26 protein-coding genes are annotated in these 25,146 nt (G+C 49.6%); 19 read left to right on the top strand and 7 right to left on the bottom strand.

The window, feature by feature from the left end; translation table 11 throughout:
* Positions 1-6: 6 nt before the first annotated feature.
* Positions 7-2,397 carry a beta-propeller domain-containing protein gene (locus IKW96_RS06675; protein ID WP_296572118.1) on the top strand — a complete coding sequence of 797 codons (2,391 nt, stop codon included), beginning with the start codon at positions 7-9 and terminating at the stop codon, positions 2,395-2,397.
* A 58-nt stretch (positions 2,398-2,455) separates the two neighbouring features.
* On the opposite strand, the gene IKW96_RS06670 is transcribed toward IKW96_RS06675, so the two are convergent.
* The gene (locus IKW96_RS06670) at positions 2,456-3,220 is read right to left on the bottom strand and encodes a hypothetical protein (protein WP_296572113.1); all 765 of its coding nucleotides are present in this window, start codon (positions 3,218-3,220) and stop codon (positions 2,456-2,458) included.
* A 172-nt stretch (positions 3,221-3,392) separates the two neighbouring features.
* Here IKW96_RS06670 and IKW96_RS06665 point away from each other — a divergent pair, with 172 nt between their 5' ends.
* Positions 3,393-6,014 carry a cation-translocating P-type ATPase gene (locus IKW96_RS06665; RefSeq protein ID WP_296572109.1) on the top strand — a complete coding sequence of 874 codons (2,622 nt, stop codon included), beginning with the start codon at positions 3,393-3,395 and terminating at the stop codon, positions 6,012-6,014.
* A 117-nt stretch (positions 6,015-6,131) separates the two neighbouring features.
* Here the strand turns inward: IKW96_RS06665 and IKW96_RS06660 are convergent, their stop codons facing one another.
* The 6 genes from IKW96_RS06660 to IKW96_RS06635 form a co-directional block, all read right to left on the bottom strand.
* Positions 6,132-6,479 carry a type II toxin-antitoxin system PemK/MazF family toxin gene (locus IKW96_RS06660; RefSeq protein WP_295088445.1) on the bottom strand — a complete coding sequence of 116 codons (348 nt, stop codon included), beginning with the start codon at positions 6,477-6,479 and terminating at the stop codon, positions 6,132-6,134.
* A gap of 104 nt (positions 6,480-6,583) precedes the next feature.
* Positions 6,584-6,973: a DUF2809 domain-containing protein gene (locus IKW96_RS06655; RefSeq protein WP_296572104.1), complete on the bottom strand. Its 390-nt coding sequence runs from the start codon at positions 6,971-6,973 to the stop codon at positions 6,584-6,586.
* The gene (gene hydF / locus IKW96_RS06650) at positions 6,970-8,169 is read right to left on the bottom strand and encodes a [FeFe] hydrogenase H-cluster maturation GTPase HydF (RefSeq protein WP_296572101.1); all 1,200 of its coding nucleotides are present in this window, start codon (positions 8,167-8,169) and stop codon (positions 6,970-6,972) included. The genes IKW96_RS06655 and hydF overlap by 4 nt, the downstream gene beginning before the upstream one ends.
* A gap of 121 nt (positions 8,170-8,290) precedes the next feature.
* Positions 8,291-8,773, bottom strand: a complete 483-nt coding sequence (locus tag IKW96_RS06645) for a GNAT family N-acetyltransferase (RefSeq protein WP_296572065.1) — start codon at positions 8,771-8,773, stop codon at positions 8,291-8,293.
* 125 nt (positions 8,774-8,898) lie between these two features.
* Entirely contained in the window at positions 8,899-10,074 is a 1,176-nt protein-coding gene (locus IKW96_RS06640) for a malic enzyme-like NAD(P)-binding protein (protein ID WP_296572063.1), read from the bottom strand.
* Between the two features lie 87 nt (positions 10,075-10,161).
* Positions 10,162-11,106: an L-lactate dehydrogenase gene (locus tag IKW96_RS06635; RefSeq protein WP_296572062.1), complete on the bottom strand. Its 945-nt coding sequence runs from the start codon at positions 11,104-11,106 to the stop codon at positions 10,162-10,164.
* Between the two features lie 381 nt (positions 11,107-11,487).
* Between IKW96_RS06635 and IKW96_RS06630 the strand changes: the two genes are divergently transcribed.
* The 17 genes from IKW96_RS06630 (at position 11,488) to IKW96_RS06550 (ending at position 24,885) form a co-directional block, all read left to right on the top strand.
* A complete protein-coding gene (locus IKW96_RS06630; RefSeq protein WP_296572059.1) occupies positions 11,488-12,723 on the top strand; it encodes an argininosuccinate synthase in 1,236 nt (411 codons plus the stop codon).
* Positions 12,724-12,912: 189 nt separating this feature from the next.
* Complete coding sequence (locus tag IKW96_RS06625) at positions 12,913-13,332, top strand: GNAT family N-acetyltransferase (RefSeq protein WP_296572056.1); 420 nt, start codon at positions 12,913-12,915, stop codon at positions 13,330-13,332.
* A 5-nt stretch (positions 13,333-13,337) separates the two neighbouring features.
* Positions 13,338-13,781, top strand: a complete 444-nt coding sequence (locus IKW96_RS06620) for a nucleoside deaminase (protein WP_296572054.1) — start codon at positions 13,338-13,340, stop codon at positions 13,779-13,781.
* Between the two features lie 65 nt (positions 13,782-13,846).
* Positions 13,847-15,226 (top strand): argininosuccinate lyase, encoded by a 1,380-nt coding sequence (argH, locus tag IKW96_RS06615; RefSeq protein WP_296572051.1) that lies wholly within the window; start codon positions 13,847-13,849, stop codon positions 15,224-15,226.
* A 1-nt stretch (position 15,227) separates the two neighbouring features.
* On the top strand, positions 15,228-15,476 hold the full coding sequence (locus IKW96_RS06610; protein ID WP_296572048.1) for a hypothetical protein: 249 nt from the start codon (positions 15,228-15,230) through the stop codon (positions 15,474-15,476).
* Positions 15,477-15,537: 61 nt separating this feature from the next.
* A complete protein-coding gene (locus IKW96_RS06605; RefSeq protein WP_296572045.1) occupies positions 15,538-15,825 on the top strand; it encodes a hypothetical protein in 288 nt (95 codons plus the stop codon).
* A 200-nt stretch (positions 15,826-16,025) separates the two neighbouring features.
* On the top strand, positions 16,026-16,979 hold the full coding sequence (gene argC, locus IKW96_RS06600) for an N-acetyl-gamma-glutamyl-phosphate reductase (protein ID WP_296572042.1): 954 nt from the start codon (positions 16,026-16,028) through the stop codon (positions 16,977-16,979).
* Between the two features lie 32 nt (positions 16,980-17,011).
* A complete protein-coding gene (locus IKW96_RS06595) occupies positions 17,012-17,440 on the top strand; it encodes a contact-dependent growth inhibition system immunity protein (RefSeq protein ID WP_296572039.1) in 429 nt (142 codons plus the stop codon).
* A complete protein-coding gene (gene argJ / locus IKW96_RS06590) occupies positions 17,427-18,722 on the top strand; it encodes a bifunctional glutamate N-acetyltransferase/amino-acid acetyltransferase ArgJ (RefSeq protein ID WP_296572036.1) in 1,296 nt (431 codons plus the stop codon). Before IKW96_RS06595 ends, argJ begins: the two co-directional genes overlap by 14 nt.
* A 34-nt stretch (positions 18,723-18,756) precedes the next feature.
* Positions 18,757-19,365 (top strand): hypothetical protein, encoded by a 609-nt coding sequence (locus IKW96_RS06585; protein WP_296572033.1) that lies wholly within the window; start codon positions 18,757-18,759, stop codon positions 19,363-19,365.
* Between the two features lie 24 nt (positions 19,366-19,389).
* The gene (locus tag IKW96_RS06580; RefSeq protein ID WP_296572030.1) at positions 19,390-20,223 is read left to right on the top strand and encodes a hypothetical protein; all 834 of its coding nucleotides are present in this window, start codon (positions 19,390-19,392) and stop codon (positions 20,221-20,223) included.
* Positions 20,224-20,240: 17 nt separating this feature from the next.
* Complete coding sequence (gene argB / locus IKW96_RS06575; protein WP_296572027.1) at positions 20,241-21,107, top strand: acetylglutamate kinase; 867 nt, start codon at positions 20,241-20,243, stop codon at positions 21,105-21,107.
* Positions 21,108-21,253: 146 nt separating this feature from the next.
* Positions 21,254-22,420, top strand: a complete 1,167-nt coding sequence (locus IKW96_RS06570; RefSeq protein ID WP_296572023.1) for an aspartate aminotransferase family protein — start codon at positions 21,254-21,256, stop codon at positions 22,418-22,420.
* A gap of 3 nt (positions 22,421-22,423) precedes the next feature.
* Positions 22,424-22,885 (top strand): hypothetical protein, encoded by a 462-nt coding sequence (locus tag IKW96_RS06565; protein ID WP_296572018.1) that lies wholly within the window; start codon positions 22,424-22,426, stop codon positions 22,883-22,885.
* Between the two features lie 33 nt (positions 22,886-22,918).
* On the top strand, positions 22,919-23,827 hold the full coding sequence (argF, locus tag IKW96_RS06560) for an ornithine carbamoyltransferase (RefSeq protein WP_296572015.1): 909 nt from the start codon (positions 22,919-22,921) through the stop codon (positions 23,825-23,827).
* Positions 23,828-23,951: 124 nt separating this feature from the next.
* Positions 23,952-24,488 carry a hypothetical protein gene (locus IKW96_RS06555; protein WP_296572012.1) on the top strand — a complete coding sequence of 179 codons (537 nt, stop codon included), beginning with the start codon at positions 23,952-23,954 and terminating at the stop codon, positions 24,486-24,488.
* A gap of 4 nt (positions 24,489-24,492) precedes the next feature.
* Entirely contained in the window at positions 24,493-24,885 is a 393-nt protein-coding gene (locus tag IKW96_RS06550) for a DUF3592 domain-containing protein (protein WP_296572010.1), read from the top strand.
* Positions 24,886-25,146 lie beyond the last annotated feature (261 nt).

The following is a 25,146-nucleotide window of genomic DNA, read 5'->3' as shown; positions in this document are numbered from 1 at the left end:
ATGTTTATGAACAACGACGATAAGCTCAGAGAGCAGATGAAGTCGGAGCCTGTTCCCGAACAGCTCAGACCCGAAAATATAAAGATAATGCTCGATAATGAAGCTGCAAAGAAAAAGAGAAGCGGCATTTCAATGGCGAGCCGTATCGCGGCTATGGCGGCAGCCTGTGCTGTGATAGGCGGTACTGCCGTATATACACTGAACAACAGAAAGATAAGTGATAAATACATTAAGGACAAGGCAGCTCCTGAGGATGGCAAGACAATATCGGCTGAGAAGTCAGACGAAGAGGCCAATGAGGCGAAGGATACCACCGAGACAAAGGAGCTCACAAGCTACATGAGCAGCGCTTCAAGCTACAGACAGATATATGTCATGTTCAAGGAGGCTGCAAAGGACCACGATGTATACTCAAAGTCAGTATATAAAGGCATGGACATCGTTGAGGAAGCAGAAGTAGGCGATTTCAGCGCTGTGCCTGACAGCGAGTCTGCAACAGCTGCTGCCGCAGCAGAGCCTGATATGAACGACGCAGGCGGTACTATGGGTATCGGCGGCGGCGGGGAAGATCTACATGAAACTCCCGTGATATCGGCGCCTGATGATGAGGAGACCGATACAGAGCCCGTGAAGGAGAAAGACCCCGAACACTCCGAGACCCACTATCAGGAACAGGACGTTCTCGAAGCCGATATCGTAAAGACCGACGGAAAGCATATCTACTATCTCGGCCATGAGTCGGGTGAGGAATATTCCTACACTCCCGTGCTCCGAACAGCAGACGCAAAGGACGGAAAGTTCACCGGCAGCTCCACCATTGATATATGCAAGGCAGTCGGTATCGAGGACAGCGGCTACAATGTTACAGCTGTGGATATGTATGTCTACAATGACATGATAGCTATCATCGGCAATAATAACAATTCCAACTACTATTACGGTATCGACTACCGCGATATTGAGAACGATGTGCCGTATACATTCGTTGCGTTCTTCACAACAGGCGATGAGCCGGAACTCATTGACGTTTACAAGCAGGACGGCTACTACAACGACGTAAGGATATCTCCCGAGGGCTATATGCTGCTTACTTCCACATATACCTCCCGTTTCTTCGAGGATATAGACGGTGCAAAGGACAAGAGGGGCTATATACCGTACTGCGGTTTTACCGAGTGCTATGACATTATCCCCACCGAGGATATTCTTCTCCCTGCGGGCGGATTCGGATATACGGACAGCCTTTCATATACGGTCATCGGCAGCCTCGACCTCAATAATCCGGGAGCTCCCGCGGAAAAGGACAAGAAGACCCTCGCAGGCTATACGGGCAGCCTTTACTGCTCGGCGGACAATCTCTACACAGCAGCTCCGAAAGAGGAGGATACTACTGATATCACACGTATCTCAATAAGCGGCGGAGAGATAGTCCCTATGGCAGGCGCGACCATCAACGGCAATGTCAAGGACCAGTTCTCCATGAGCGAGTATGACGGATACTTCCGCGTTGCGGCTACCTACACCTACATGAAAAGAACATTCCACCCATATACCGACGAGCAGAAAGCAGAACTGGAATGGATACTGGAAGAATACACAGATGAAAGGCGCGAAGGCTATTACACCTACGAGACAGGCAAGAGGGACACCCGTGTATACGTGTTCGATATGGATATGAACATGGTGGGCAGTATAGAAGGTCTCGGAGAGGGCGAGGAGCTCAAATCCGCAAGCTTCAGCGGCGATATGGCTTATGTCGTTACCTTCCGCAGAACAGACCCGCTTTACGCAGTTGACCTCAGCGACCCTGCACACCCCGTTCTCCTTGACGAGTTCAAGATAAACGGATTCAGCACATATATGCAGCAGTGGGGCGACGGACTGCTTCTCGGCTTCGGTCAGGACGCCAACGAATCAGGCAGGATAACAGGTATAAGAATGACCATGTTCAACAACTCCGACCCCAACGACCTCAGGGCAGAGGACGTTTACACATGGACGAGTTACTCCGACAGCAGGATACTGGGAGACAATATCGTTGAGATGCATGAGGAATGGTACAGCTCAGAAGCGGTTTACGAGCGGAAGGCTCTCCTCATAGCTCCCGAAAAGAACCTTATCGGCGTACCGATATCCTATACGAAGTACAGCTATAAGGAAGACTTCAAGGACTATATCTCGCAGACAAGATATGAGTTTTTCAGCTTCGAGGACGGAAAGTTCGTCCACAGGGGCGATATCTCCTCTGATATCATCACGGATGCGTATCACGACTGGCAGACTCCGTCATTCAACAGAGCCGTTTATATAGGCGACTATATCTATGCTCTCTCTTCAAATAAGTTCGTTGCAGCCGATATGGAAACTTTCAGTATCACCGACGAACTCGCATTCTGATAATAAAAAAGCACGGAAACTGTCTCAGGAGACGGTTTCCGTGCTTGTTTTTATGTAATTACTTATTGAACACCTTGTCGTATGCGTCCCAGTAGAGGTAATCGAGAGTTTTTCTGTCTGTGGACAGTGAATAGTTTCCGTCCGCTGAATAGAGTCTTGTGCCGTCTATGGTAGAGGACGGATATGTTCCGACAAGCTTTTTCTTGTTTGTCCAGTCCTCGGAAACTGCCGTATACTGAGCGACGCCGTTGATCACTACTATGAAGTATTCGTACTTTTCAAGCTTTTCATTGTCGATGTATCGGGTGAATTTCTCGTTGAAGTCTGCGATATCGAAGGGAACGGCAACGTTATCTTTCTCGTTCGAGCAGATGATGTACTTTCCGGTCACTTTTTTGCCCTCTTCATCAAGCTCTATGATAGCTGTGGTGGCAGCCTTTGAAACACTGCTGGCAAATGAATTTGACGACGATAACTTTGATTTTTTCGTATATCCAAGCATTGCGGGAACAAGTATAGCTGCCAGTATACCCAGTATCAGCAGTATTGCTATGCTGACAGGTATGATTATGGCGAGTATCCACGTCTTGCTTTTCTTCTGGGGCGGCATTGGCTGACCGTAGTACTGGTTGGGGTAGCCCTGCGGATAGCCGTTGGGCGCAAAGCCCTGTGGAGCCGGCTGGCTCTGATAGTTCTGATATGGCTGCTGCGGCGCGCTGTCGAAGTTGTTCTGAGGCTGAGCGGTCTGCTGTGTATTTGCAGCTGTGCAGCCGCAGATCTCTCCCTCCTGAAGCTGTCTGCCGCATTTTGTGCAGTATGGCATATTATCACTCCTTGAAGCTGTTGTAGTTCTGTCACGTCATCTCTGACGACAATGTTATTATAGCACATCTGCTCCGTAATTGCAACCTGTTTACAGTCCACGGGTCTGAAGTCATATTTGTCCGCGGACTGACATATCCTGTAAGGACAAATATCTGTGAAAGGGTGAAAATATGGGCATTACTGAAAAGGAAGCAGAGGAAAGGCTCAGAACAGAGGGCGAAAACGTCATCGGAGAGGAAAGGCGCGCAGGGCCTCTGCGGATATTCCTGGGGCAGTTCCGCGACGTCATGGTTATGATACTCCTCGGAGCTACGGTTATCTCGGTGTTCCTCGGGGAGATATCCGACGCGGTTACTATAATCCTTATCGTGCTTCTCAACGCCGTTCTCGGCTTTATACAGGAGTACCGCACGGAGCATACTCTTGAGGCTCTCCGCTCGATGACCTCGCCGACAGCTAAGTGCTGGCGCGACGGAAAGCTCTGTGAGATAGCGGCTTCGCGTCTTGTAACGGGGGATATAATAGAGCTTGAGGCCGGCGACCGCATACCTGCGGACTGCGCCGTGCTGAGAGCGGCGGGCTTCTTCGCGGACGAATCCGTACTTACAGGGGAGTCCGTTGCCGTTGGAAAGTCGGCAGGGGCGGAGGACGATACCGACAACTCCCTTAACAAGGAGAATATAGTCTACTGCGGAGCTTCCGCGGTAAAGGGCTCATGCCGCGGAAAGGTCATAGCTACGGGCATGGATACGCAGATGGGAAAGATATCGGGAATGCTCACGGATATCGGCAGGGAGCAGACTCCGCTGCAGAAGCGGCTTGCGGAGCTGGGCAAGGTCGTTGCGATAATATGTCTTATCGTGTGCGCGGCGGTATTCGGGGCGGGAGTGCTCCGCGGCGAGAATGTCTTCGATATGCTCATGACAGGCATAACTATTGCTATAGCTGCAATTCCCGAGGGCCTGCCTGCAACGGTGACTATCGCCCTTGCACTGGCGGTCAGCCGCATGATGAAGCAGAAAGCCCTTGTGAACAAGCTCCACAGCGTCGAGACTCTGGGCTGTACGTCGGTGATTTGCTCAGACAAGACGGGAACTATCACCGAGAACAGAATGACCGTTACGGAGCTTGCTACCGCTGATGATGAGTTCTTTTTCAGCGGCATGGGCTACAGGGTAAGCGGAGCTGTAACAAAAGACGGTGACATCGCCGTAAATCCTGTGACAGAGAGAGCTCTCACGGAGGCTCTGCGGTGCGGAGCAATATGCTCAACGGCTGAAATAAGCACTCGGGAAACGCCGAAAAGCCGCAACAGAGGCTCCCTGGCAGGCAGGGGCGAGTGGAGCGTCACAGGAGACCCCACAGAAGCCGCTCTCCTTATCGCGGCGGCAAAGGCAGGGATAACAAAGTCCGCAGTCGCGGATAAGTTCAGGACTATAGGGGAGTTCCCCTTCGACAGCGAAACGCGGTTCATGGCGGTGCATTGCAGCTTCGGCAGCGAAAAGAGGATATACTTCAAGGGTGCGGAGGAAGTTCTTCTACCGAGGTGCTCCCAGTACATGAACAGCGGGGGGGAGACAGTTCCCATGACAGCGTCCTTCCGCCGTAAACTCGGGGAAAAGGCGGCGGAGATGTCCGACAGGGCTCTGCGAGTCCTTGCCCTTGCCATGTGCAGCTCCGATACTCTCGAACCCCACCGCGGAAACCTTGTGTTTCTCGGCTTTGCAGGCATGACCGACCCTCCCCGTGAGGAGGCAAAAGCCGCTATACGCCGCTGTGCAGCGGCTTCCGTAAAGACTGTCATGATAACGGGCGACCATAAAAATACCGCCGTGGCAGTTGCCAGAAAGGCAGGTCTGCTCAAGGGCGGCATGGCTGTAACAGGGGAGGAGCTGAACAGGCTCACGGACGAGGAGCTCGACCGCGATATCGGGAAATATACCGTTTTTGCCCGTGTTGAGCCTGCACACAAGCTCCGCATTGTTCGCAGTTTCAGGAGACGCGGCGAAATAGTCACCATGACGGGTGACGGAGTCAACGACGCTCCTGCGGTGAAAGAAGCCGATGTGGGCGTGGCTATGGGAGTTACTGGTACTGACGTCACAAAGCAGGCGGCTGACGTGATACTCATGGACGACAACCTCGCCACTCTCGTCAGCGCCGTGGAGCAGGGACGGTGCGTTTACGCCAATATCCGCAAGTTCGTGCGGTATCTGCTGTCCTGCAATATAGGCGAGGTGCTGACCATGTTCCTGGGGATCGTCATGGGAATGCCGATAGTGCTCCTGCCCGTGCAGATACTCCTTGTGAACCTTGTCACCGATGGTCTGCCTGCAATAGCGCTGGGCATGGAGCGCCCCGAGAGCGATATCATGAACCGTCCGCCGAGGCGCTCCGACGAGGGCTTCTTCGCAGGGGGACTGATGTGGAAGATAGTTATTCGCGGCGTATTTATCGGACTTTCAACTCTTGCCAGCTTCACCGCGGTCATGCACCTGGGGAGCTCTGCGGAGGCCAGCCGCACAGCCGCTCTTATCACCCTTGTGGTGTCTCAGCTCATACACGTTTTCGAGTGCCGCTCCGAGAGCCGTTCCCTTTTCAGTATGAATCCATTCGGCAATATGAAGCTTGTGGGAGCAGTTCTCGTCTCGGGAGCAGTCCTTGCGGCGGCAGTCGCCGTTCCGCAGTTGCAGGTGGTATTCAGCACCGCAGCTCCCACTATGACGGAGCTCCTCATAGCACTGGGATTCAGCGTTGCAGTGCCGCTTGTAAGCTCTTTTCTGAGTGATTAGTAAGGGCTGGCGTCATCGACGTCCCGAAAAACGTAGGGGCGGATATTATCCGCCCACAAATAAGTTTTATGAAATGCTTTCTGTATCAAGAAGAACGGAAAAACCGTTCCGATTTCATCATATTTCCAGCCCGAAGCTTATGGAAAGAGCAGTATTCACCTTATCCATTGCGTTAAGGTCGAGCTCCCCCATTTTGTCTTTCAGCCGCTTTTTGTCGATAGTGCGTATCTGCTCAAGAAGGACTATGCTGTCCTTGGCGAGACCGCACTGGTCTGCCTGCACCTCTATGTGTGTGGGCAGGCGGCTCTTGCCGCGCTGACTGGTTATTGCAGCCGCTATGACCGTGGGACTGTGCTTGTTCCCCACGTCGTTCTGGACTATAAGTACAGGTCTGATACCGCCCTGTTCAGAGCCTACAACGGGACTGAGGTCGGCGTAATATATTTCTCCTCTTCTGACGGACATGATGTTCTCTCCCGGTATATAATGAATTTGTTGTTCTTATTATTGCCTTTGGAGCTGAGATTATACAGCTTCTATTCATTATATGTTTTCGGGAGAGGTTTTGCCTATGAGTTCCTGCTGTCGGACAGTCTGCCGCAAATGAATATCTCAAGTATGGTCACGGCAGTTCCCGCGGTGTAGCACCATAAGTCCTCGGCGGCGTAGCTGGTGCCTATGATTATGCGGAGAAGCTCGTTCTCAACACCGAGTATATCGGCGATATGTGCCTTTTGCAGGAACTCCACGGCGAAGGAAAACGCCAGTATTCCAAGCGCAACGCCGTAGGAACTGAACTTCCGCGGTACAAATGAGCGGAAAAGGCAGTACAGCACCCATACGATTATGATGTCGCCGACGTAGGAGCGTATGAAATGGCTGAAATAGAACACGCCGATGCAGACTTCAACTGCCACAAGCAGCACAGATCCGATGATATAGGGCAGCCGCGCCTTCATTCCAGCTCTCCGGCAAGATCGGGGAATATGCCGAGACTGCGCTTCAGTATGCCGTTCATCAGTGCGAGAGCTATGCCGTAATTGGTAAAGGGTACGGACTGGTCCTCTGCGGACTTCCGGCGGTAGGTCATTTCACGTTCGCCGAGCATACAGCCACCGCAGTGTATCACAAGACTGTATTCCGACAGGTCCTCGGGGAACTCCCGACCTGAGCTGAGTTTGATATTTATGGTCTTTCCCGTGAACTTTTTAAGCAGCGCAGGGAGCTTCACACTGCCGATATCGCCGCACTGGCGGTGATGGGTGCAGCCCTCGGAGATGAGGACGGTGTCCCCGTCTTTCAGCGTTTTTATGGCAGCCGCGCCCTTTACGGCGGTTTCCAGAAAGCCTTTGTAACGCGCCATAAGTATTGAAAACGATGTAAGGGGAACGCTTTCGGGAACGATCTTGCTCACCATTGCGAAAGCCTGACTGTCGGTAATGACCAGTTTCGGCGGTTCGGAGAGCTTTCCGAGGGTTTCCGCAAGCTGGAACTCCTTGGTGAATACTGCCATAGCGTCGGCGTCGAGAATGTCGCGGAGAGTCTGTACCTGTGGGAGTATCATGCGTCCTTTCGGCGCAGCCGCGTCGATAGGCGTAACGAGTACCGTCATATCCCCTGCGTTCAGCAGGTCGCCTATTATGCGCTTGTCCTGTGAGGGGAGCTTTGCAAGGGCGGCGATACGTTCCTTGAGCTCGTATATGTTCTCACCCGTGAGGGCGCTGACCTCTATCTCGTTGTCCCGACAGACGCGCTTTTTGGCGATGTCGGACTTGTTATAGACCGTGATACAGGGGATATCCTTGTCGGTGAAAATGTCGGTCAGCTGACGTTCTGTCTCGGTAAGTCCCACCGTGCCGTCCACAACGAGCACAGCAAGGTCTGTGCGGTTGAGTATCTGTTTTGTCTTGCGGACTCTCAGCTCGCCGAGAGCTCCCTCGTCGTCAAATCCAGGGGTGTCGATTATCACCACGGGACCGAGGGGGAGAAGCTCCATTGCCTTTGTTACGGGGTCTGTGGTAGTTCCCCTGACGTCGGAGACCACGGACAGCTCCTGACCTGTGACAGCGTTGACAACGCTTGATTTACCTGCATTTCTCCGTCCGAAGAAGCCGATATGGACTCTCTCCGAGGAGGGGGTATCATTCAAACTCATATTTATCATTCCTTTTTTACTGTAGGGAACGCCGCCCTCGGCGTCCCTTAATTTCGGGTAATTTGAGCTTAGAACTAAGATTGTAGGGGCGGATATCATTCGCACGAATGTAAATCGTTATTTAAAGCTCTATGTAATACGGGCATATGTTTTCATAATGTCCGTCCTTCATTCTGAAACCGTTGGGTATCACTCCGAGCTGCCTGAAGCCTGTTTTTTCATACAGATGTCTTGCACGGGTGTTGGTTTCTACAACAGCATTGAATTGCAATATAAGAAATCCGCATTCTTTTGCTTTCCGTATACAGTCCCTGACCAGCTTTTCACCGATATGCTGTCCGCGGCAGGAAGATGAGACCGCATAGCTTGCATTGCAGATATGTCCGCAGCGTCCGACATTGTTAGGGTGCAGGATATACAGGCCGAAAATATTTCCGTTTTCATCTGCTGCAACGCCGCAATAGCTTTGCGACGAAAAGAACTGTTCTCCTGTTGTTACGTCAAGCTGCTCTTCCTGCGGAAAAGCAATGCCTTCATCAACTATTTCATTCCATATCGTTATCATTTGCTGTATGTCGTCTGTTTTGTATTTCCTTATCTGCATAACTCTCAACTCTCAATTCTCAACTTAAAAAAGCCGCAGAGCATACGCTCCACGGCTCAATTATATCATAAAAGTTGTTTTTCTGCAAGCAATTATGCATTATGAATTATGCATTGCATTACGCATTATATACGTGCAACACCTGTATCCTTAGCTGCCTGAGCAACAGCCTTTGCAACTGCCTGTGCTACGGTCTTGTCGAGAGCGCTGGGGATAATGTAATCAGCGCTGAGCTTGTCGTCTGTTACGAATGAAGCGATAGCTTTTGCAGCAGCTATCTTCATAGCGTCGTTGATATCGCTTGCACGGACGTCGAGAGCTCCGCGGAAGATACCCGGGAATGCGAGAACGTTGTTTATCTGGTTCGGGAAGTCGCTTCTTCCTGTACCTACAACAGCGGCGCCTGCCTCCTTGGCAAGGTCGGGCATTATCTCGGGAGTGGGGTTAGCCATGGGGAAGAGGATGGGCTTGTCAGCCATTGACTTTACCATTTCGGGAGTTACACAGCCGGGAGCCGATACGCCGATGAATACGTCTGCGCCCTTGATCACTTCTTCGAGGCTGCCCTTTCTCATCTGCTGGTTTGTTATCTCAGCCATTTCGTCCTTCATGGGGTTCATGCCCTCGGGACGTCCCTTGTAGATAGCTCCGTTTCTGTCGCAGAGGACAACGTCCTTGAGACCCATGGAGATGAGGAGCTTAATGATAGCGATACCTGCTGCGCCTGCACCGCTTGTAACGACTCTTATCTCGTCGAGTTTCTTGCCTACTACCTTGAGAGCGTTGAGCATAGCAGCGAGAGTAACAACGGCTGTACCGTGCTGGTCATCGTGGAATATCGGGATATCACAGCACTCCTTGAGCTTCTTCTCTATCTCGAAGCAGCGGGGAGCGGAGATATCCTCCAGGTTCACGCCGCCGAATGAACCTGCAAGGAGACGTACTGTATTTACGATGTCGTCAACTTCCTTTGAGCGGACGCAGAGAGGAACTGCGTCAACGTCGCCGAAAGCCTTGAAGAGGGCGCACTTGCCTTCCATAACGGGCATACCTGCCTCAGGACCGATGTCTCCGAGACCGAGAACAGCTGTACCGTCTGTAACTACGGCAACGAGGTTTGAACGGCGTGTGAGCTCATAGCTCTTGTCAACGTCCTTCTGTATTTCAAGGCAGGGCTGTGCAACGCCGGGGGTATAAGCGAGTGAGAGGTCGTCTCTTGTTACGAGGGGAGCACGGCAGATAACTTCTATCTTGCCCTGCCACTCATAATGCTTTTTAAGTGATTCTTCTGCGTAATTCATGATTTATGCGTCCTTTCAGTATATTGTGGTTATTTTAAAAAAGCGGAGAACGACAGGTTCTCCGCGAAAATGCATATTTGCGGTTTCTCAGAACTGTATCTGGTCAATAACGCCTCTGAGAGCCTTTGCGCTCGCCTGAAGCTTTGCTATCTCCTCGTCTGTGAGCTTCGGAGAAACCTCTCTTTCGATACCGTTGCTGCCGATAACACAGGGGAGACTGAGACATACGTCGTTGATACCGTATCTGTCGTTTATCATAGTGGAAACCGTGATGATGTTCTTTGAGTCACGGAGAACAGTGTCGCATATCTTGTTTACGCTCATTGCGATAGCATAGAAGGTAGCGCCCTTTCTCTTGATGACCTCTGCGCCTGCGCTGCGGACCTCGTTGATGATCTCGTCCTCGTCCAGGTCTGCGTGATCCTGGTCTGCGCAGTATTCGTCAACAGGAACGCCTGCGATGTTCATTATTGACCACGGAATGAACGAAGAATCGCCGTGCTCGCCGAATACATAAGCGTGAATGCTGTTCGGGCTGAGACCTACGTGATCGGCGATGATCGAACGGAGTCTTGAAGTATCGAGAGCTGTACCCGAACCTATGACCTGGTTGGGCTTGAGGTCTGTACACTTGAGGATAGTATATGTCAGGACGTCAACAGGGTTGCTGACAACCACATAGATCGCGTCGGGAGCGTACTTTGCTATCTGAGGCATAACTTCCTTGATGATGTTTACGTTTGTCTGAGCAAGGTCAAGACGAGTCTGACCGGGCTTTCTTGCGATACCGAGAGTAACAACAACGATATCGGAATCCTTTGCGTCCTCGTAGCCGCCGTCGAATACCTCCACGTTCTCACCGAAGGAAACGCCCTGACGGATATCCATAGCCTCGCCCTTAGCCTTAGCCTTGTTTATATCAACAAGAACTATATCGGAACAGGTGCCTGCCACCGCGAAAGTGTAAGCAATAGAAGCGCCGACGTTGCCTGCGCCGAGTATAGTTATCTTTGTACCGTTTTTCTCAGCCATAATGTTAACCTCCATAATGTTAGGAAAAGCTCTGCCTGTATTCTTTAGCGCTTTGCAGAGCGATATGTAATTTCATTATAATGGTAAAATGTGAAAATATCAAGCAAAAAAGCCCCTTTTGCATAAAAATCGGGATTTCGTACAAAACAAACGTGGATTTAACAGAGCTTTTTAACTCCGGGACCAATAGGCGGAAAAATAGGCAGTACCAAAATTTATTCTGTAACAAATGAATAATATGCACTAAAGCGCGAATAAAACAAAAAATAATGAATATTTATTCAAAAATACTTGACAATATTTTACTATGTAGTATAATAGTGTTATATCGCAAATCCGCGCTGCTCTCAAAGCAGCGATAATATTCAGGAGGTAATCACAATGGCTAACAAAAAGGATATCAAAAAGGTAGTTCTCGCATACTCGGGCGGACTTGACACATCTATCATAATCCCGTGGCTCAAGGAAAACTACAACAACTGCGAAGTTATCGCTGTTTCAGGCGACGTAGGACAGGGTACTGAGCTTGACGGACTTGAGGAAAAGGCTATCAAGACAGGCGCTTCCAAGCTCATCATCGCAGACCTCAAGGAAGAGTTCATTCAGGACTACGTTTATCCTACAGTTCAGGCAGGAGCTATATATGAGAACAGATATATGCTCGGTACTTCCTTTGCACGTCCTATCATTGCAAAGCGTATCGCTGAGATCGCACTTGCAGAGGGCGCTGACGCTATCTGCCACGGCTGCACCGGAAAGGGCAACGACCAGGTAAGATTCGAGCTTGCTATCAAGGCTTTCGCTCCGGAAATGGCTATCATCGCTCCATGGAGAGAATGGACCATCAAGAGCCGTGACGAGGAGATCGACTACGCAGAGGCTCACAACATTCCTCTCAAGATAAACAGAGAGACAAACTACTCAAAGGACAAGAACATCTGGCACCTCTCACACGAGGGTCTCGATCTTGAGGATCCTGCAAACGAGCCTCAGTACGAGAAGAAGGGCTTCCTTGAAATGGGCGTTTCACCTATTGACGCTCCCGACAAGCCCACATACATCACTATCCACTTCGAGAAGGGCGTTCCCACAAAGCTTGACGGCAAGGAGCTCAACGGCGTTGAGATGGTATCTGCTCTCAACAAGCTTGGCGGCGAGAACGGTATCGGTCTTGCAGACCTGGTTGAGAACCGTCTTGTTGGTATGAAGTCAAGAGGCGTTTACGAGACTCCCGGCGGCGCTATCCTCTACCACGCTCACGAAGTTCTCGAGACTATCACTCTCGACAAGGAAACAGCCCGTATCAAGCAGTACCTCAGCATCAAGTTCGCTGATATCGTATACAACGGCCAGTGGTACACACCTCTCCGCGAGGCTATGAGCGCTTTCGTTACAGAGACTCAGAAGAGAGTTACAGGCGACGTTAAGCTCAAGCTCTACAAGGGCAACATCATCAACGCAGGCGTAACTTCACCATACACACTCTATGATGAGGAAGTTGCTACATTCGATGAAGACGAGGTTTACAACCAGGCTGACGCAGCAGGCTTCATCAACCTCTTCGGTCTCCCGATAAAGGTTAGAGCTCAGCTGGACAAGAAGAGAAACAACAAGTAATCATTTCTTGACATCAGAATAAGCGATAGTTCAGGCAGGGGAGCCTTCTCCTGCCTGTTACGATTTTTTTCAAGTTGAGAATTGAGAGTTGAGAGTCAATGTGTTCGCTGCGCTCACATTTTAATAATGCCGCCGAAGGCAACTCCTTAACTTTCAGCTCTAAACTCTCAACTAAAAAGGAATGGTAACATGGTAAAGGTAAGAGTTATGACCGTCAATGACTGGGACGGAGTAAACGAGTGCTGGAAAGAGCACGAGGGAACCAATCCTGTGGACGACAGTCCCGAGGGCTTCGCAAGATATCTCGGACGTAATCCTGCAACGAGCTTCGTTGCCGAGGAAAACGGCAGGATAATCGGTACTATCCTCGCAGGTCACGACGGCAGACGCGGTATCTTCCATCATGTTGTCGTAGCTCCCGACCGCCGCGGACAGGGCATTGGCAGAATGCTTGTGGAAAGCGCTATGGAGGCTCTCAGAAAAGAGGGCATACAGAAAGTTCTGCTGGTGGTGTTCACCCACAACGAAAACGGAAACCGGTTCTGGGAACATATGGGCTTCACCGTCCGCGAGGACTTGTATTACCGCAACAAATACATTGAAATATAAAAACTATGGATAAATTCATGAAGCTCGCCATTGATGAGGCGAGAGCAGGCATAAATGCAGGTCACGGCGGTCCGTTCGGCTGCGTTATCGTCAGGGACGGAGAGATAGTCGGACAGGGACACAATGAGGTCGTTAAAAGACACGATCCCACCTGTCACGGCGAGATAATGGCTATACGCGACGCCTGCAAAAAGCTGGGGACTCACGACCTGACCGGCTGTGAGCTCTATACCACCGCAGAGCCCTGCCCCATGTGTGCGGGAGCTGTGATGTGGGCGAATATAAAAAAGGTCTTTTACGGCTGCAATATAGAAGATACGGACAGGATAGGCTTCCGCGACAAGGAGTTTTATGAAGCTCCGGGGGATATCTCCGAGGAGCTCCACCGTGAGGAATGCCTTGAGGTGTTCAGGGAATATACAGCATTGAAAGACAAGAAGAATTATTGATCTGCAGGGAACGCCGAGGGTGCCGTTCTCTGCAATGGGTTCATCAAACATTAAGGAGAAGAATTATGGCAGATATGATGTGGGCAGGAAGGTTTTCCAAACAGGTGGATGCAGGCGTAAACGCCTTCAACTCTTCCATTGCCTTTGACGGTCGTATGTACCGCCACGATATACAGGGCAGTATCGCCCACGCCACTATGCTGGGAGACTGCGGCATAATCACAAAAGAGGACAGCCTTGAGATAATCGGGGGCCTGAAAGACATTCTCGCCGATATCGACAGCGGCAGGCTGGAGCTCGACCCCAATGCCGAGGATATCCATATGTTCGTTGAAGCTGAGCTCACAAAGCGCCTCGGCGATGTGGGAAAGAGACTTCATACCTCACGTTCGAGAAACGACCAGGTGGCAGTTGACCTGAGACTTTATCTTCGCGACGAGATCGACGAGATATACGCTATGGTAAAGGAGCTCGCCGTTACACTCGTGAAAATGGCAAAGGAACACACCGAGACCATTATGCCGGGATATACTCATTTACAGCGCGCTCAGCCCATAACCCTTGCACATCACCTTATGGCTTATGTGTGGATGCTTCTCCGCGATATGGAGAGACTTAAAGATACAGCAAAGAGAATGAACTACTGCCCTCTCGGCAGCGGCGCTCTTGCAGGTACTACCTATAAAACAAACCGCAGACAGACCTCGGAGCTTCTCGGCTTCACGGCTCCCATGCCCAACAGCCTTGACGGAGTTTCCGACAGGGACTACTGCATAGAGCTGAACTGCGCACTGTCTCTGCTCATGACTCACCTTTCGAGATTTTCCGAGGAGATAATCCTCTGGTGCTCGTGGGAGTTCAAGTTCGTTGAGCTCGACGACGCATTCGCTACAGGCTCGTCAATAATGCCGCAGAAGAAAAATCCCGATGTTACGGAGCTTATCCGCGGCAAGACAGGCAGAGTCAACGGCGACCTCATGACTCTCCTCACTATGATGAAGGGTCTGCCCCTTGCATACAACAAGGATATGCAGGAGGACAAGGAAGCTATCTTCGACGCAGTTGACAACGTAAAGCTCTGCGTTAAGACGTTCACTCCCATGCTGGCGACTATGCGCGTACTCAAGGACAATATGAGAAATGCAGCTGCAAGAGGCTTCATAAATGCTACGGACTGCGCTGATTACCTCGTTAAAAAGGGTATGCCTTTCCGTGACGCTTACAAGATAACGGGAACTCTCGTTGCTCAGTGCATAGAGAAGGGGCTTACTCTTGAGACCCTGCCGCTTGCGGATTACAAGGCAATGACAGACCTCTTTGACGAGGACGTTTACGAGGCTATAAGCCTCGATACCTGCGTCCGCGAGAGAAAGTCCGAGGGCGGTCCTTCGCCCGACGCTGTCAGGGAGCAGATAAAGCTTGCAGAAGAGGCGCTGGGACTCTGATATGAAGAAAAAAGATATAACCTTTATCATAGGACTTTCCATTTTCATGGGAGTAATATGGGTAGTAGGCGAGATAATAATGGGACTGTGGCTTGCAGTAAAGCCCGGTACCCATATCATATGGTTCTCTGTTGTCGTTGCAGTGACGCTCGGATTGAGCATATGGCATTCGATGATAGAGGACAGGTCAGACCTTGAAGACCCGAAGCGCGAGAAGTACGAGCGCAAGGTCAATAAGCGCAAGCGCTGATTCGGCGATCGGTCTTGCATGGGCTTTCGGCCCTGATAAACCGGCAAAGGGGGGCGGTTTTATGAAAAACACAGGTGAAAGCAGTTCTCTCAGGAGGATATGCGGAAACTGCCGCGAAGTCATCGGCGATGACAGGTTCTGCCGTTACTGCGGCTCAGAGAATATCAGCGTCATGTATGCGCCCGAGGAGGACGTGATAAGATGTATCTACGGACCGCCGCCCGTTATGAGAAAGCATACGTGCTCAGCCTGCGGATACAGCTGGAGCAGATGTCTGATGACAGACCGTGAAAAGTTTTGCCCGTTGTGTGGCGGAATTGCCGTTACTGAGTCGGATAACGACCAATAATGGGATTCCAAAGGGGTCACTGCCCCTTTGGTCAGGTCAAGGGCTGACAGCCCTTGCAGGGTTCGGGGCAGCGCCCCGAATACGACAGGCGCTTCGCAAGGGGTGAATCTTCAAACAGTCCGGCGGACTGTTTGAAGAGAGGGGACGCCTTGCAAGTGAAGGCGTCCCCTATGAAAGTTTTATCAAACGGAGGAATAGAAATGTCAGTAAAAATCTATATCGATGGTCAGGAAGGCACTACAGGTTTAAAAATACAGGAACGTTTCAAGGACAGAAAAGACCTTGAGATAATGAAGATCAGCGAGGAGCTGAGAAAAGACCCGTCCGAGCGTGCCCGACTTATCAACAGCGCAGACTATGTGTTCCTCTGTCTGCCAGACGCGGCTTCGATAGAGGCTGTATCCTTCATAGACAAGGACAACGACCACGTTCGTATAATAGACGCTTCCACAGCTCACCGCACAAATCCTGACTGGGCTTACGGTTTCCCCGAGCTTTCGGCTGCTCACAGGGAAAAGATAATCAAGTCGAACAGAGTTGCCGTGCCCGGCTGCTATGCAAGCGGATTTGCTTCAATAGTTTATCCTCTTGTCAATAACGGCATCATACCTGCGGACTACCCCGTATTCGCCTATGCGACTTCGGGCTACAGCGGAGCAGGCAAGAAGGCTATTGCAGTATATGAGGGCGATGATAAGCCTTTCGAGTTCAATAGTCCCAGACAGTACGCCCTCTCTCAGCAGCACAAGCACCTGCCTGAGATGAAAGCGGTTTCGGGACTGACATACACGCCCATGTTCAACCCTATGGTCTGCGACTATTTCAGCGGTATGGTAGTCAGCGTGCCATTGCAGACAAGAACTCTCGGCAAGAAAGTAACTGCACAGCAGGTGCACGAGATGTATGCAAAGCACTACGCAGGCGCAAAAATGATAGAAGTAATGCCGCTGATGTCCGCAGAGGAGCAGAAGAGCTTCTTCCTTGCGTCAAATACACTCAGCGGACAGAATAAATTACAGGTGTTTGTTTTTGGCAATGACGAACAGATACTCCTTTGCTCACGCCTTGACAACTTAGGAAAGGGAGCGAGCGGTGCTGCGGTACAGTGCCTTAACATAATGATGGGAATAGATGAAACAACAGGACTTATATGATCTATCTATAATTATTTCTGGGGGGAAGTAAAATGAGCAAAACACTGCGCGAGATCTATGAATACGATCTCATTGAGGACGACGGTATAGATTATACCGTGGACGAATGGTTCAATACCATTATGGAAAAGACGAAGGATCAGCTGAATGTGTCGGACGTGAGCAGAATGCTCCGTCAGAAGATATGCTCCCGCATTGCTATAAAAAGAGCTATCGAAATGCTCAGCGACGATCCCTTTGTCGGAGAAATGTTCGAGGGACAGCTGATGTTCAACCTTTATGCAGGCAAGGAAAAGTACCTGAGACTTTTCTATACGCAGATGGAGCCTGTCCTTGAAAAGGCAGGTATAATGGCAAAGGCGCATCACTGGGCTTCCGAGGACGAAAAAAAGGAATATATCGACATCGTGGCGAAATTCGCACAGAAGATCAGGGAGGAAACCGAGAATGAAGCTTGTTGAACTTAAAGGAATAACCTTTGTGGAAGGCGGAGTATGCGCTGCAAAGGGATTCAGGGCAAACGGAGTACAGTGCGGTCTCGCACATAAGCCGCTGGGAGAAATGGCAGAGGCCAACGCTGCTGCAAACAACGCTATCCCTTCGGCAAAAAAGAAGAACGACCTCGCACTTATCGTTGCGGACAAGGAGTGCAGCGCTGCTGCTGTATATACTACGAATAAAGTCAAGGGAGCTCCCATACTTGTTACAAAGGAGCACCTGAGAAACGGAAAGGCAAGAGCTGTTATCGTAAACTCGGTAAATGCCAACACCTGTAATCCCGACGGCGTTGAAAAGGCAACGAAGATGTGTCAGCTTGCCGCAAAAACTCTCGGCATAGACGAGAACGATGTCATCGTGGCTTCCACAGGCGTTATCGGACAGGTACTTCCTATCGAGCCTATCGAAAAGGCTATGGACGGCCTTGCAGGCGGACTTACCTACGACGGCAACAAGCGTGCTCTCGAAGCTATAATGACTACAGATACACAGGAAAAGGAAATAGCAGTACAGTTCGAGCTGGGCGGAAAGACCTGCACTATGGGCGGAATGCTCAAGGGCAGCGGCATGATACACCCGAATATGGCTACGACTCTCACATTCCTCACCACTGACGCGGCTATCTCTCCCGAAATGATGCAGCGCGCTCTTGACGATATAATCAAGGTTACTCTCAACAGAGTAAGCGTTGACGGAGACACCTCCACAAACGATATGGTATGCATCATGGCTTCGGGCGAGGCTGGAAACACGCCTGTTACCGAGGAAAACAGCGAGTTTGAGCAGTTCAGGCACGCTCTTTACGGCATTCTTATGAACCTTGCGCGTAAAATGGCAAGAGACGGCGAGGGAGCTACCAAGCTGGTGGAATGTGCCGTAAGAGGAGCTGACAGCGACGAGATAGCAGAAAAGGTGGCAAAGTCCGTTATCGGTTCAAGCCTTATCAAGGCTATGATATTCGGCGAGGACGCCAACGCAGGCAGAATTTACTGTGCTGTAGGCTATGCGGACGCTAATTTCGACATCTCAAAGGTTGACGTTGAAATGGCTTCAAGCGGCGGAGTTATTCCGCTGGGACGTCAGGGCAATGTTATTGAGTTCTCCGAGGAGCTTGCAAAGAAGATACTCCAGGAGGAGGAGATACAGATACTCGTTTCAATGGGCGAGGGCAAGGGCAGAGCCATTGCATGGGGCTGCGACCTCACCTATGACTACGTAAAGATAAACGGCGATTACAGAAGCTGATAATTCATCATTTACCTATGACAAGGATATCGGTATGGCTGAAATAAAAAGTAACGGACCTTTGGACGGCAGAGATGCATATTCAGAGGAAACCTGTCGTTTAGCGGCTTTGGCTGCGCCTTATCTTGAAGAAAAAGAGCGTGTGCTCTTTGGCGGCGGATGTGATGAATATTCTGCATTTTCAGCTAAAAGTAAAAAGGCTTTTTTTACTGAGATTGTACAGTTGTTTCTGAGCTACTGTATTTTAGCTTCAGTGCTGACGTATATATTGTATTTCCTTACGTATTCGGCGCTGATCACAATGGTTGGAGATATGCTGCTTCTCGGTGCTTTGGTTGCAGGTATAGCATGGTATAAATCCAAAGCAAAGAATGTTTTTGTTGTGACGGATAAAAATATTATCAGCATAAACAGGAGCAGTATTGTAAAGGTGAAACTGACAGATGTGGTTGATGTTACCTGTACAAATATTGCCGAAAATGTCGGTACGATATATGTACTGTATCCCAACAGAAATTTTGTAGGCGAGTTTGTTGCAAAGTCACCTTTTACGACTCTTGATTTTCTGTATGTTGAGGACGCTTCGGTTTACTGCGAAATGATCAGAAATGCAGTTTCGGAAGCCAGAAAGAATAACAGTTGAAATATATGATATGGGGGTGATCGTGTGTTCGGCAGGAAAAGAGACGAAGATTACGAGGAATACAATGAAAGATACGCAAGCAGATATGATGACGACTATATAGCTCCGTCCCACGATTACCGCCGGGAATGCGCCCACAGTCACGAACAGACCTATGAGGATATGGACGACCTGTGGGAGTGCAGACACGACCACGAGCAGACCTATAAAAACATCACCGAGGTAAGTGAGTGCGATCATAGTCACGAACAGACCTACGATGACGCGGACTACGAACAGCGCCCCTATGACAGAGCGGCTGAAAAACGGCGGCAGTCCTATGCAAACAATACCGACCTTGCAAGCTTTTTCGCGCCGTATCTTGCCCAGAATGAGCATTTGCTCTGGACGGGCGGCTTCGGCAGACTTGACAAGCTCACCGCCAAGGAACGGGAAAAGGATACGGGCGCGGAAGTCCCCCTTATAATAGTCGGACTGATACTGCTCTTCACCTGCATAGGCACTATAGTGGGAATAATACTCATGGTGATAGGTCTGTCCATGGCAGCGGGGAAAAACTATCAGAGCGTTATGGCTGTAACGGATCAGAGGCTGATAGTCCGCTTTTACGAAACTACTCAGAATATATGGCTTAGTACCATAAGAAGCATTGACGTTTCGTCAAAGGACGGCAGGGCAGGCACCCTGCGTATGGTGCTGAACGAACAGGCTGTGAACTATAACACAGGCAGAAGCGCTCCGGGCAGTCCGAAGAAAAGCATTACCTATTACACATCGCCGAAAATACAGGATCCCGCAAGGGTAAAGCAGATAATCGAAGACGCTATGATGAGCGCCCGGTTGAATAAATATGAATGACAAGGAAAGGGATAAAAATGGAAAAGATATCAAACAATGACAAGTCGCAGGTGCTCATTGACGCCCTGCCATACATACAGAAGTACAATAACAAGATACTTGTTATCAAGTACGGCGGAAACGCCATGACGAACAAGGAGCTCAAGGACGCTGTAATGACAGATATCGTCCTCCTTTCGCTGGTAGGCGTAAAGGTAGTCCTTGTACACGGCGGCGGTCCCGAGATAAGCGATATGCTCAAGAAGCTCAACATAGAGAGCCGCTTCGTGAACGGTCTGAGATATACTGACGACGCGACTGTTGACGTGGTAAAAATGGTGCTCTCAGGCAAGGTCAACAAAGAGCTGGTACAGCTCCTTGCACAGCATAAGGGAAGCGCTGTGGGACTTTGCGGTATCGACGGCGAAATGCTCGTTGCAGAAAAGAAAAAGACCGACGACGGTCAGGACCTTGGCTGGGTTGGCGAGATAACAAAGGTCAACACAAAGCCTATCACAGACGCTCTTGCAAACGGAAATATCCCCGTTATCGCTACAGTTGCCACTGACAGCGAGGGAAATACATATAATATAAACGCCGATACTGCCGCTGCAAGGATAGCTGCGGAGCTCGGTGCGGAAAATCTCATACTCATGACCGATATCGCAGGACTTCTCCGCGATAAGGACGACCCGTCAACTCTTATCCCCGAGGTAAATGTCAGCGAAGTGCCTTTCCTCAAGAGACAGGGCATAATCTCAGGCGGTATGATCCCCAAGATCGACTGCTGCGTTGAAGCTGTCAGACGAGGCGTAAGAAAGACCGTTATCATCGACGGAAGAGTTCCTCATTCTATTCTCATCGAGATACTTTCCAACGAAGGAATCGGTACTCAGTTCGTATGATAGAACTGCCGTTCGTAAAATAATTTACTTGTATACAAAAAATTTACTTATAAAAAATCTTAATTGATTGATTTTGACTGCCTTTTAGCGCTATAATAATAGTGTGTCTGATAAAGTCCATGGCAGTCTGCCCCAAGGAGGACGTTATGAATACAATAGATAAATTCAATTCTCACGTTATGCAGTCCTACGGACGCTATCCCCTTGTTATGGAGAAGGGAAGCGGCAGACGCTGTAAGGACGAGAACGGCACGGAATATATCGACTTCGGAAGCGGAATAGGTACTAATTCTCTCGGATACTGCGATGAAAAGTGGGCTGACGCTGTATGTGCTCAGGTAAGGACTCTCCAGCACAGCTCCAATTACTACTACACAAAGGTACAGGCTGATTTCGCAGAAAAGCTCTGCAATATCTCGGGATACAAGTCCGTATTCTTCTGCAACAGCGGCGCAGAGGCAAACGAGTGCGCCATAAAGGTGGCAAGGAAGTACAGCTTCGATAAATACGGCAAGGGCAGGCATACCATCATCACCCTTGTGAATTCCTTCCATGGCAGGACTATCGCTACTCTTTCCGCAACAGGTCAGGATGTGTTCCACAATTACTTCTTTCCGTTCGTGGAAGGTTTCGTAAACGTTAACGCAAACGATATCGACGACCTCAAGGCGAAGCTCGACGATACGGTTTGCGCGGTAATGCTCGAATATGTACAGGGAGAGGGCGGCGTCAACGTTCTCGGTCAGGAATTTGCAGACGCTGTTTACGAACTGTGCGCGCAGAAGGATATACTCGTTATCGCCGATGAAGTCCAGTCGGGCGTAGGCAGAACGGGTAAATTCCTTGCAGGAGAACACTTTGGCAAAAAAGCTGATATCACCACTCTCGCAAAGGGTATAGCAGGCGGTGTTCCTATGGGAGCCTGTCTTGTCAACGAGAAGTGCAGCGGAGTCCTCACAGCAGGTACTCACGGCTCCACCTTCGGCGGAAACCCCATTGCCTGTGCAGGCGGTCTTGCTGTCCTTGACAGGATAGAGAGCGACGGCTTCCTTGAAGAGGTGACAAAAAAGAGCGAGTTCATAAAGAGCGAGCTTGAAAAGTGCAGCGAAGTCGAGTCCATAACGGGTCTCGGACTTATGATAGGCATCAAGCTTAAAAGCAAGGACGCCCACGACGTTGCACAGAAGGCTCTCGACAGGGGACTTCTCATTCTTACAGCCAAAGAGAAGGTAAGACTTCTTCCTCCACTGACGATCTCATACGACGAGCTAAAGGACGGACTGAAAATTCTGATAGAGATACTGGAGGAATAAGCTATGGAGTTTCAGGTAGTTGGAAAGGGCGGTAAGTATACCGTTCAGGACAAATCAGGCCGACTTATCTACAGCATTAAGAAAAAAGGCTTCGGAGCCAGATATAACCTGATGGACGCCAGCAATTACAACCTCTATACTCTCGTTCAGACAGGAGACTCCAAAAGACCTTACTTTACCATAATCCTCAACGACAACGTATTCATGTCAATGGAATGTACTTCATTGTTTCTCAATCCGACCATAACCGCGAAAAACAAGACCATGCGCTTTGAGATAACCAGTAAGGACAGAAAGAACTTCGATATAGTCCTCAACGAAGCGGAAGTCGGACATATACAGAGCCTTCTTGGCGTGAACGGAGAAATGCAGTATCATTTCGACATTGATAACAAGGCGTTCGACGATTATATAGCGCTTTTTGCCGTAGCGATAGACAGGGCTTTCGGTGAAATGAACAAGTAATGAAAAGATATTTTTGATTGGAAGGATATAAATATGAAACACTTACTCAAAATGCTCGATCTCAGCACAGAGGAGATCATTGAAATACTCAACCTTGCAGACCAGCTCAAGTACGAGCTCAAGCACGGTATCCCACATCCCCACCTCAAGGGAAAGACCCTCGGAATGATATTCCAGAAGGCTTCCACACGTACAAGAGTTTCATTTGAGACAGGTATGTATCAGCTTGGCGGATATCCGCTGTTCCTCTCCTCGAACGACCTCCAGATAGGCCGCGGAGAGCCCGTTCAGGATACAGCAAGAGTTCTCTCACGCTACCTTGACGGTATCATGATCCGTACCTTTGAGCAGAAGGAAGTAGAGGACCTTGCGGAGTTCGGTTCTATCCCGATAATAAACGGTCTTACCGATTTCTGCCACCCCTGTCAGGTGCTTGCGGACCTTATGACTATCCGCGAGTTCAAGGGCAGCTTTGACGGACTTAAAATGTGCTTTATCGGCGACGGAAACAACATGGCCAACTCCCTTATCGTAGGCTGCTTAAAGGTTGGTATGTCAGTATCTATCGCTTGCCCCAATGACTATCAGCCGCCGAAGGAGATACTTGACTTCGCAAAGGCATACGGCGGAAAGTTCGAGCTGACAGATACTCCTATGCAGGCAGCAAAGGGCGCAGACGTGCTTATCACTGACGTATGGGCTTCCATGGGTCAGGAGGGTGAAGCCGAGAAGCGCAGAAAGGCTTTCACAGGCTATCAGATAAACGACGAGCTCATGGCACAGGCAAAGTCCGACGCGATGGTTCTCCACTGTCTCCCTGCACACCGCGAGGAGGAGATCACAGAGAAGGTATTCGAGGCTCACGCAAACGAGATCTTCGAGGAAGCTGAGAACCGTCTCCACGCTCAGAAGGCTGTTATGGTCAAGCTCATGGCAAACTGAACCGTTAGCATACATATTGTAGGGGGCGGATATTATCCGCCCTTTTTAATTCATAATGCATAATTGCAGCGTCCGCTTTGCGGACGGCGTTGAAATATCTTTTTTGATAATATAGAGGAGAAAAATGAACGAGATAAAAGTCAACGGAATAATTGCAGGATTTAAATGGAAAATGGTAGGCTTGTCAGCATTTCTTTTTGCTTTTATGGCGGTTTCGCTGCGATTTGACGTCCCGGTACTTCACATGATACTGCTTGGTGCAGCCTTAGTGCCGATGGCGGTGTTTGCCTGTATGTGTCGAACTGAAACAGCTTTGAAATACAATGCAACGGTGGAATACGATGAAAGTATTATCAGATGGCGTATACTGCTGAAAAGAAACAGTATAAAAACTGAAAGTATGACAAAATTATTCTGCGAAATGAAGAGCATAGAAGAGCCGAGAAGTTTTGGGGGCGGAATATCAGTCTTAGAACTGTGCTTCAGGTACAAATGGCTGTTCTGTATACCGCGCACAAAAAGGATAAACGATATTTTGAACGTAAGTCAGCTTGCCTTAAAGAAAGGCGAATACAAAGGAAAAAAACCACTCGCGGAGCTTTATTGCTTTCTTGAAGAAAAATACCCCGAAAAAGCAGGGGGAATGATAAATATGAGGTGAAATAATGTACAATCTTATACTTGCCTGTGTGGGCTTTGCATTGGCTATAGCAGGCGGAATTTACCTTCTGAGGCTTGCGTATCTGAAAAAGTTCGGAGTTCCTGCCAAAGCCGAGGTAATGGAGATCAGGGAGGAGACCCGCAGAAACAAGCCCTCGGGAGCTTATATCCACAAGCTCAGATATACCGTTGAGGGCAGGACGTATGAGCAGGAGGACTCGGCAGGCTACAGCAAGCCGCTGAAGCAGGGCTCCACTCAGATAATCCTCTGCGACCCTAAGGATCCGAAAAAGTTCAAGTTCGAGGAGGACCTGAAAAGCCACATGACAATAGCGGCGGTTTTTATCGGAATGGCGCTGGTTTTCGCAGGAAGATTCCTCTATACATATATAAAATAATACTATTGTAAAACATGACTAAAAAAAGAGAGAAAACCTTTGCATTCTTTTAGTTGACAAACGCTGTATTGCGTGATATAATAATTAAGTCGCCTGAGGACAACGGTTCACAGAAACGATAAACAGCATCTTGAAAATTGAACAATGCGAAGAAAAGTAACGACCCTTGAGATTCCTTTTTGAAGCTGGAAACAGTGGAGAGAAGAGAAGGTCAAGAAAAGACTGAAAAATAACACGAAAGTAATAACGCAAGCGTTATGA

Source organism: Ruminococcus sp. (assembly GCF_017549005.1).
In the GTDB taxonomy this organism is placed as follows: Bacteria; Bacillota; Clostridia; order Oscillospirales; family Ruminococcaceae; genus Ruminococcus.
The sequence above is the reverse complement of the archived record's forward strand: the minus strand, read 5'-3'. Positions and strand labels throughout refer to the sequence as shown.

Excerpts from the sequence above, each read along its gene's own strand:
- IKW96_RS06660 (WP_295088445.1), bottom strand. The coding sequence starts at position 6,479 with ATGTCCGTCAGAAGAGGAGAAATATATTACGCCGACCTCAGTCCCGTT.
- argH (WP_296572051.1), top strand. The coding sequence starts at position 13,847 with ATGGCAGATATGATGTGGGCAGGAAGGTTTTCCAAACAGGTGGATGCA.
- IKW96_RS06565 (WP_296572018.1), top strand. The coding sequence starts at position 22,424 with ATGGAGTTTCAGGTAGTTGGAAAGGGCGGTAAGTATACCGTTCAGGAC.
- IKW96_RS06585 (WP_296572033.1), top strand. The coding sequence starts at position 18,757 with ATGGCTGAAATAAAAAGTAACGGACCTTTGGACGGCAGAGATGCATAT.
- IKW96_RS06675 (WP_296572118.1), top strand. The coding sequence starts at position 7 with ATGAACAACGACGATAAGCTCAGAGAGCAGATGAAGTCGGAGCCTGTT.
- IKW96_RS06635 (WP_296572062.1), bottom strand. The coding sequence starts at position 11,106 with ATGGCTGAGAAAAACGGTACAAAGATAACTATACTCGGCGCAGGCAAC.
- IKW96_RS06655 (WP_296572104.1), bottom strand. The coding sequence starts at position 6,973 with ATGAAGGCGCGGCTGCCCTATATCATCGGATCTGTGCTGCTTGTGGCA.
- IKW96_RS06640 (WP_296572063.1), bottom strand. The coding sequence starts at position 10,074 with ATGAATTACGCAGAAGAATCACTTAAAAAGCATTATGAGTGGCAGGGC.
- IKW96_RS06645 (WP_296572065.1), bottom strand. The coding sequence starts at position 8,773 with ATGCAGATAAGGAAATACAAAACAGACGACATACAGCAAATGATAACG.
- IKW96_RS06605 (WP_296572045.1), top strand. The coding sequence starts at position 15,538 with ATGAAAAACACAGGTGAAAGCAGTTCTCTCAGGAGGATATGCGGAAAC.
- argB (WP_296572027.1), top strand. The coding sequence starts at position 20,241 with ATGGAAAAGATATCAAACAATGACAAGTCGCAGGTGCTCATTGACGCC.
- IKW96_RS06625 (WP_296572056.1), top strand. The coding sequence starts at position 12,913 with ATGGTAAAGGTAAGAGTTATGACCGTCAATGACTGGGACGGAGTAAAC.
- IKW96_RS06665 (WP_296572109.1), top strand. The coding sequence starts at position 3,393 with ATGGGCATTACTGAAAAGGAAGCAGAGGAAAGGCTCAGAACAGAGGGC.
- IKW96_RS06630 (WP_296572059.1), top strand. The coding sequence starts at position 11,488 with ATGGCTAACAAAAAGGATATCAAAAAGGTAGTTCTCGCATACTCGGGC.
- argJ (WP_296572036.1), top strand. The coding sequence starts at position 17,427 with ATGAAGCTTGTTGAACTTAAAGGAATAACCTTTGTGGAAGGCGGAGTA.
- IKW96_RS06620 (WP_296572054.1), top strand. The coding sequence starts at position 13,338 with ATGGATAAATTCATGAAGCTCGCCATTGATGAGGCGAGAGCAGGCATA.
- IKW96_RS06610 (WP_296572048.1), top strand. The coding sequence starts at position 15,228 with ATGAAGAAAAAAGATATAACCTTTATCATAGGACTTTCCATTTTCATG.
- IKW96_RS06555 (WP_296572012.1), top strand. The coding sequence starts at position 23,952 with ATGAACGAGATAAAAGTCAACGGAATAATTGCAGGATTTAAATGGAAA.
- IKW96_RS06670 (WP_296572113.1), bottom strand. The coding sequence starts at position 3,220 with ATGCCATACTGCACAAAATGCGGCAGACAGCTTCAGGAGGGAGAGATC.
- hydF (WP_296572101.1), bottom strand. The coding sequence starts at position 8,169 with ATGAGTTTGAATGATACCCCCTCCTCGGAGAGAGTCCATATCGGCTTC.
- IKW96_RS06570 (WP_296572023.1), top strand. The coding sequence starts at position 21,254 with ATGAATACAATAGATAAATTCAATTCTCACGTTATGCAGTCCTACGGA.
- argC (WP_296572042.1), top strand. The coding sequence starts at position 16,026 with ATGTCAGTAAAAATCTATATCGATGGTCAGGAAGGCACTACAGGTTTA.
- argF (WP_296572015.1), top strand. The coding sequence starts at position 22,919 with ATGAAACACTTACTCAAAATGCTCGATCTCAGCACAGAGGAGATCATT.
- IKW96_RS06595 (WP_296572039.1), top strand. The coding sequence starts at position 17,012 with ATGAGCAAAACACTGCGCGAGATCTATGAATACGATCTCATTGAGGAC.
- IKW96_RS06550 (WP_296572010.1), top strand. The coding sequence starts at position 24,493 with ATGTACAATCTTATACTTGCCTGTGTGGGCTTTGCATTGGCTATAGCA.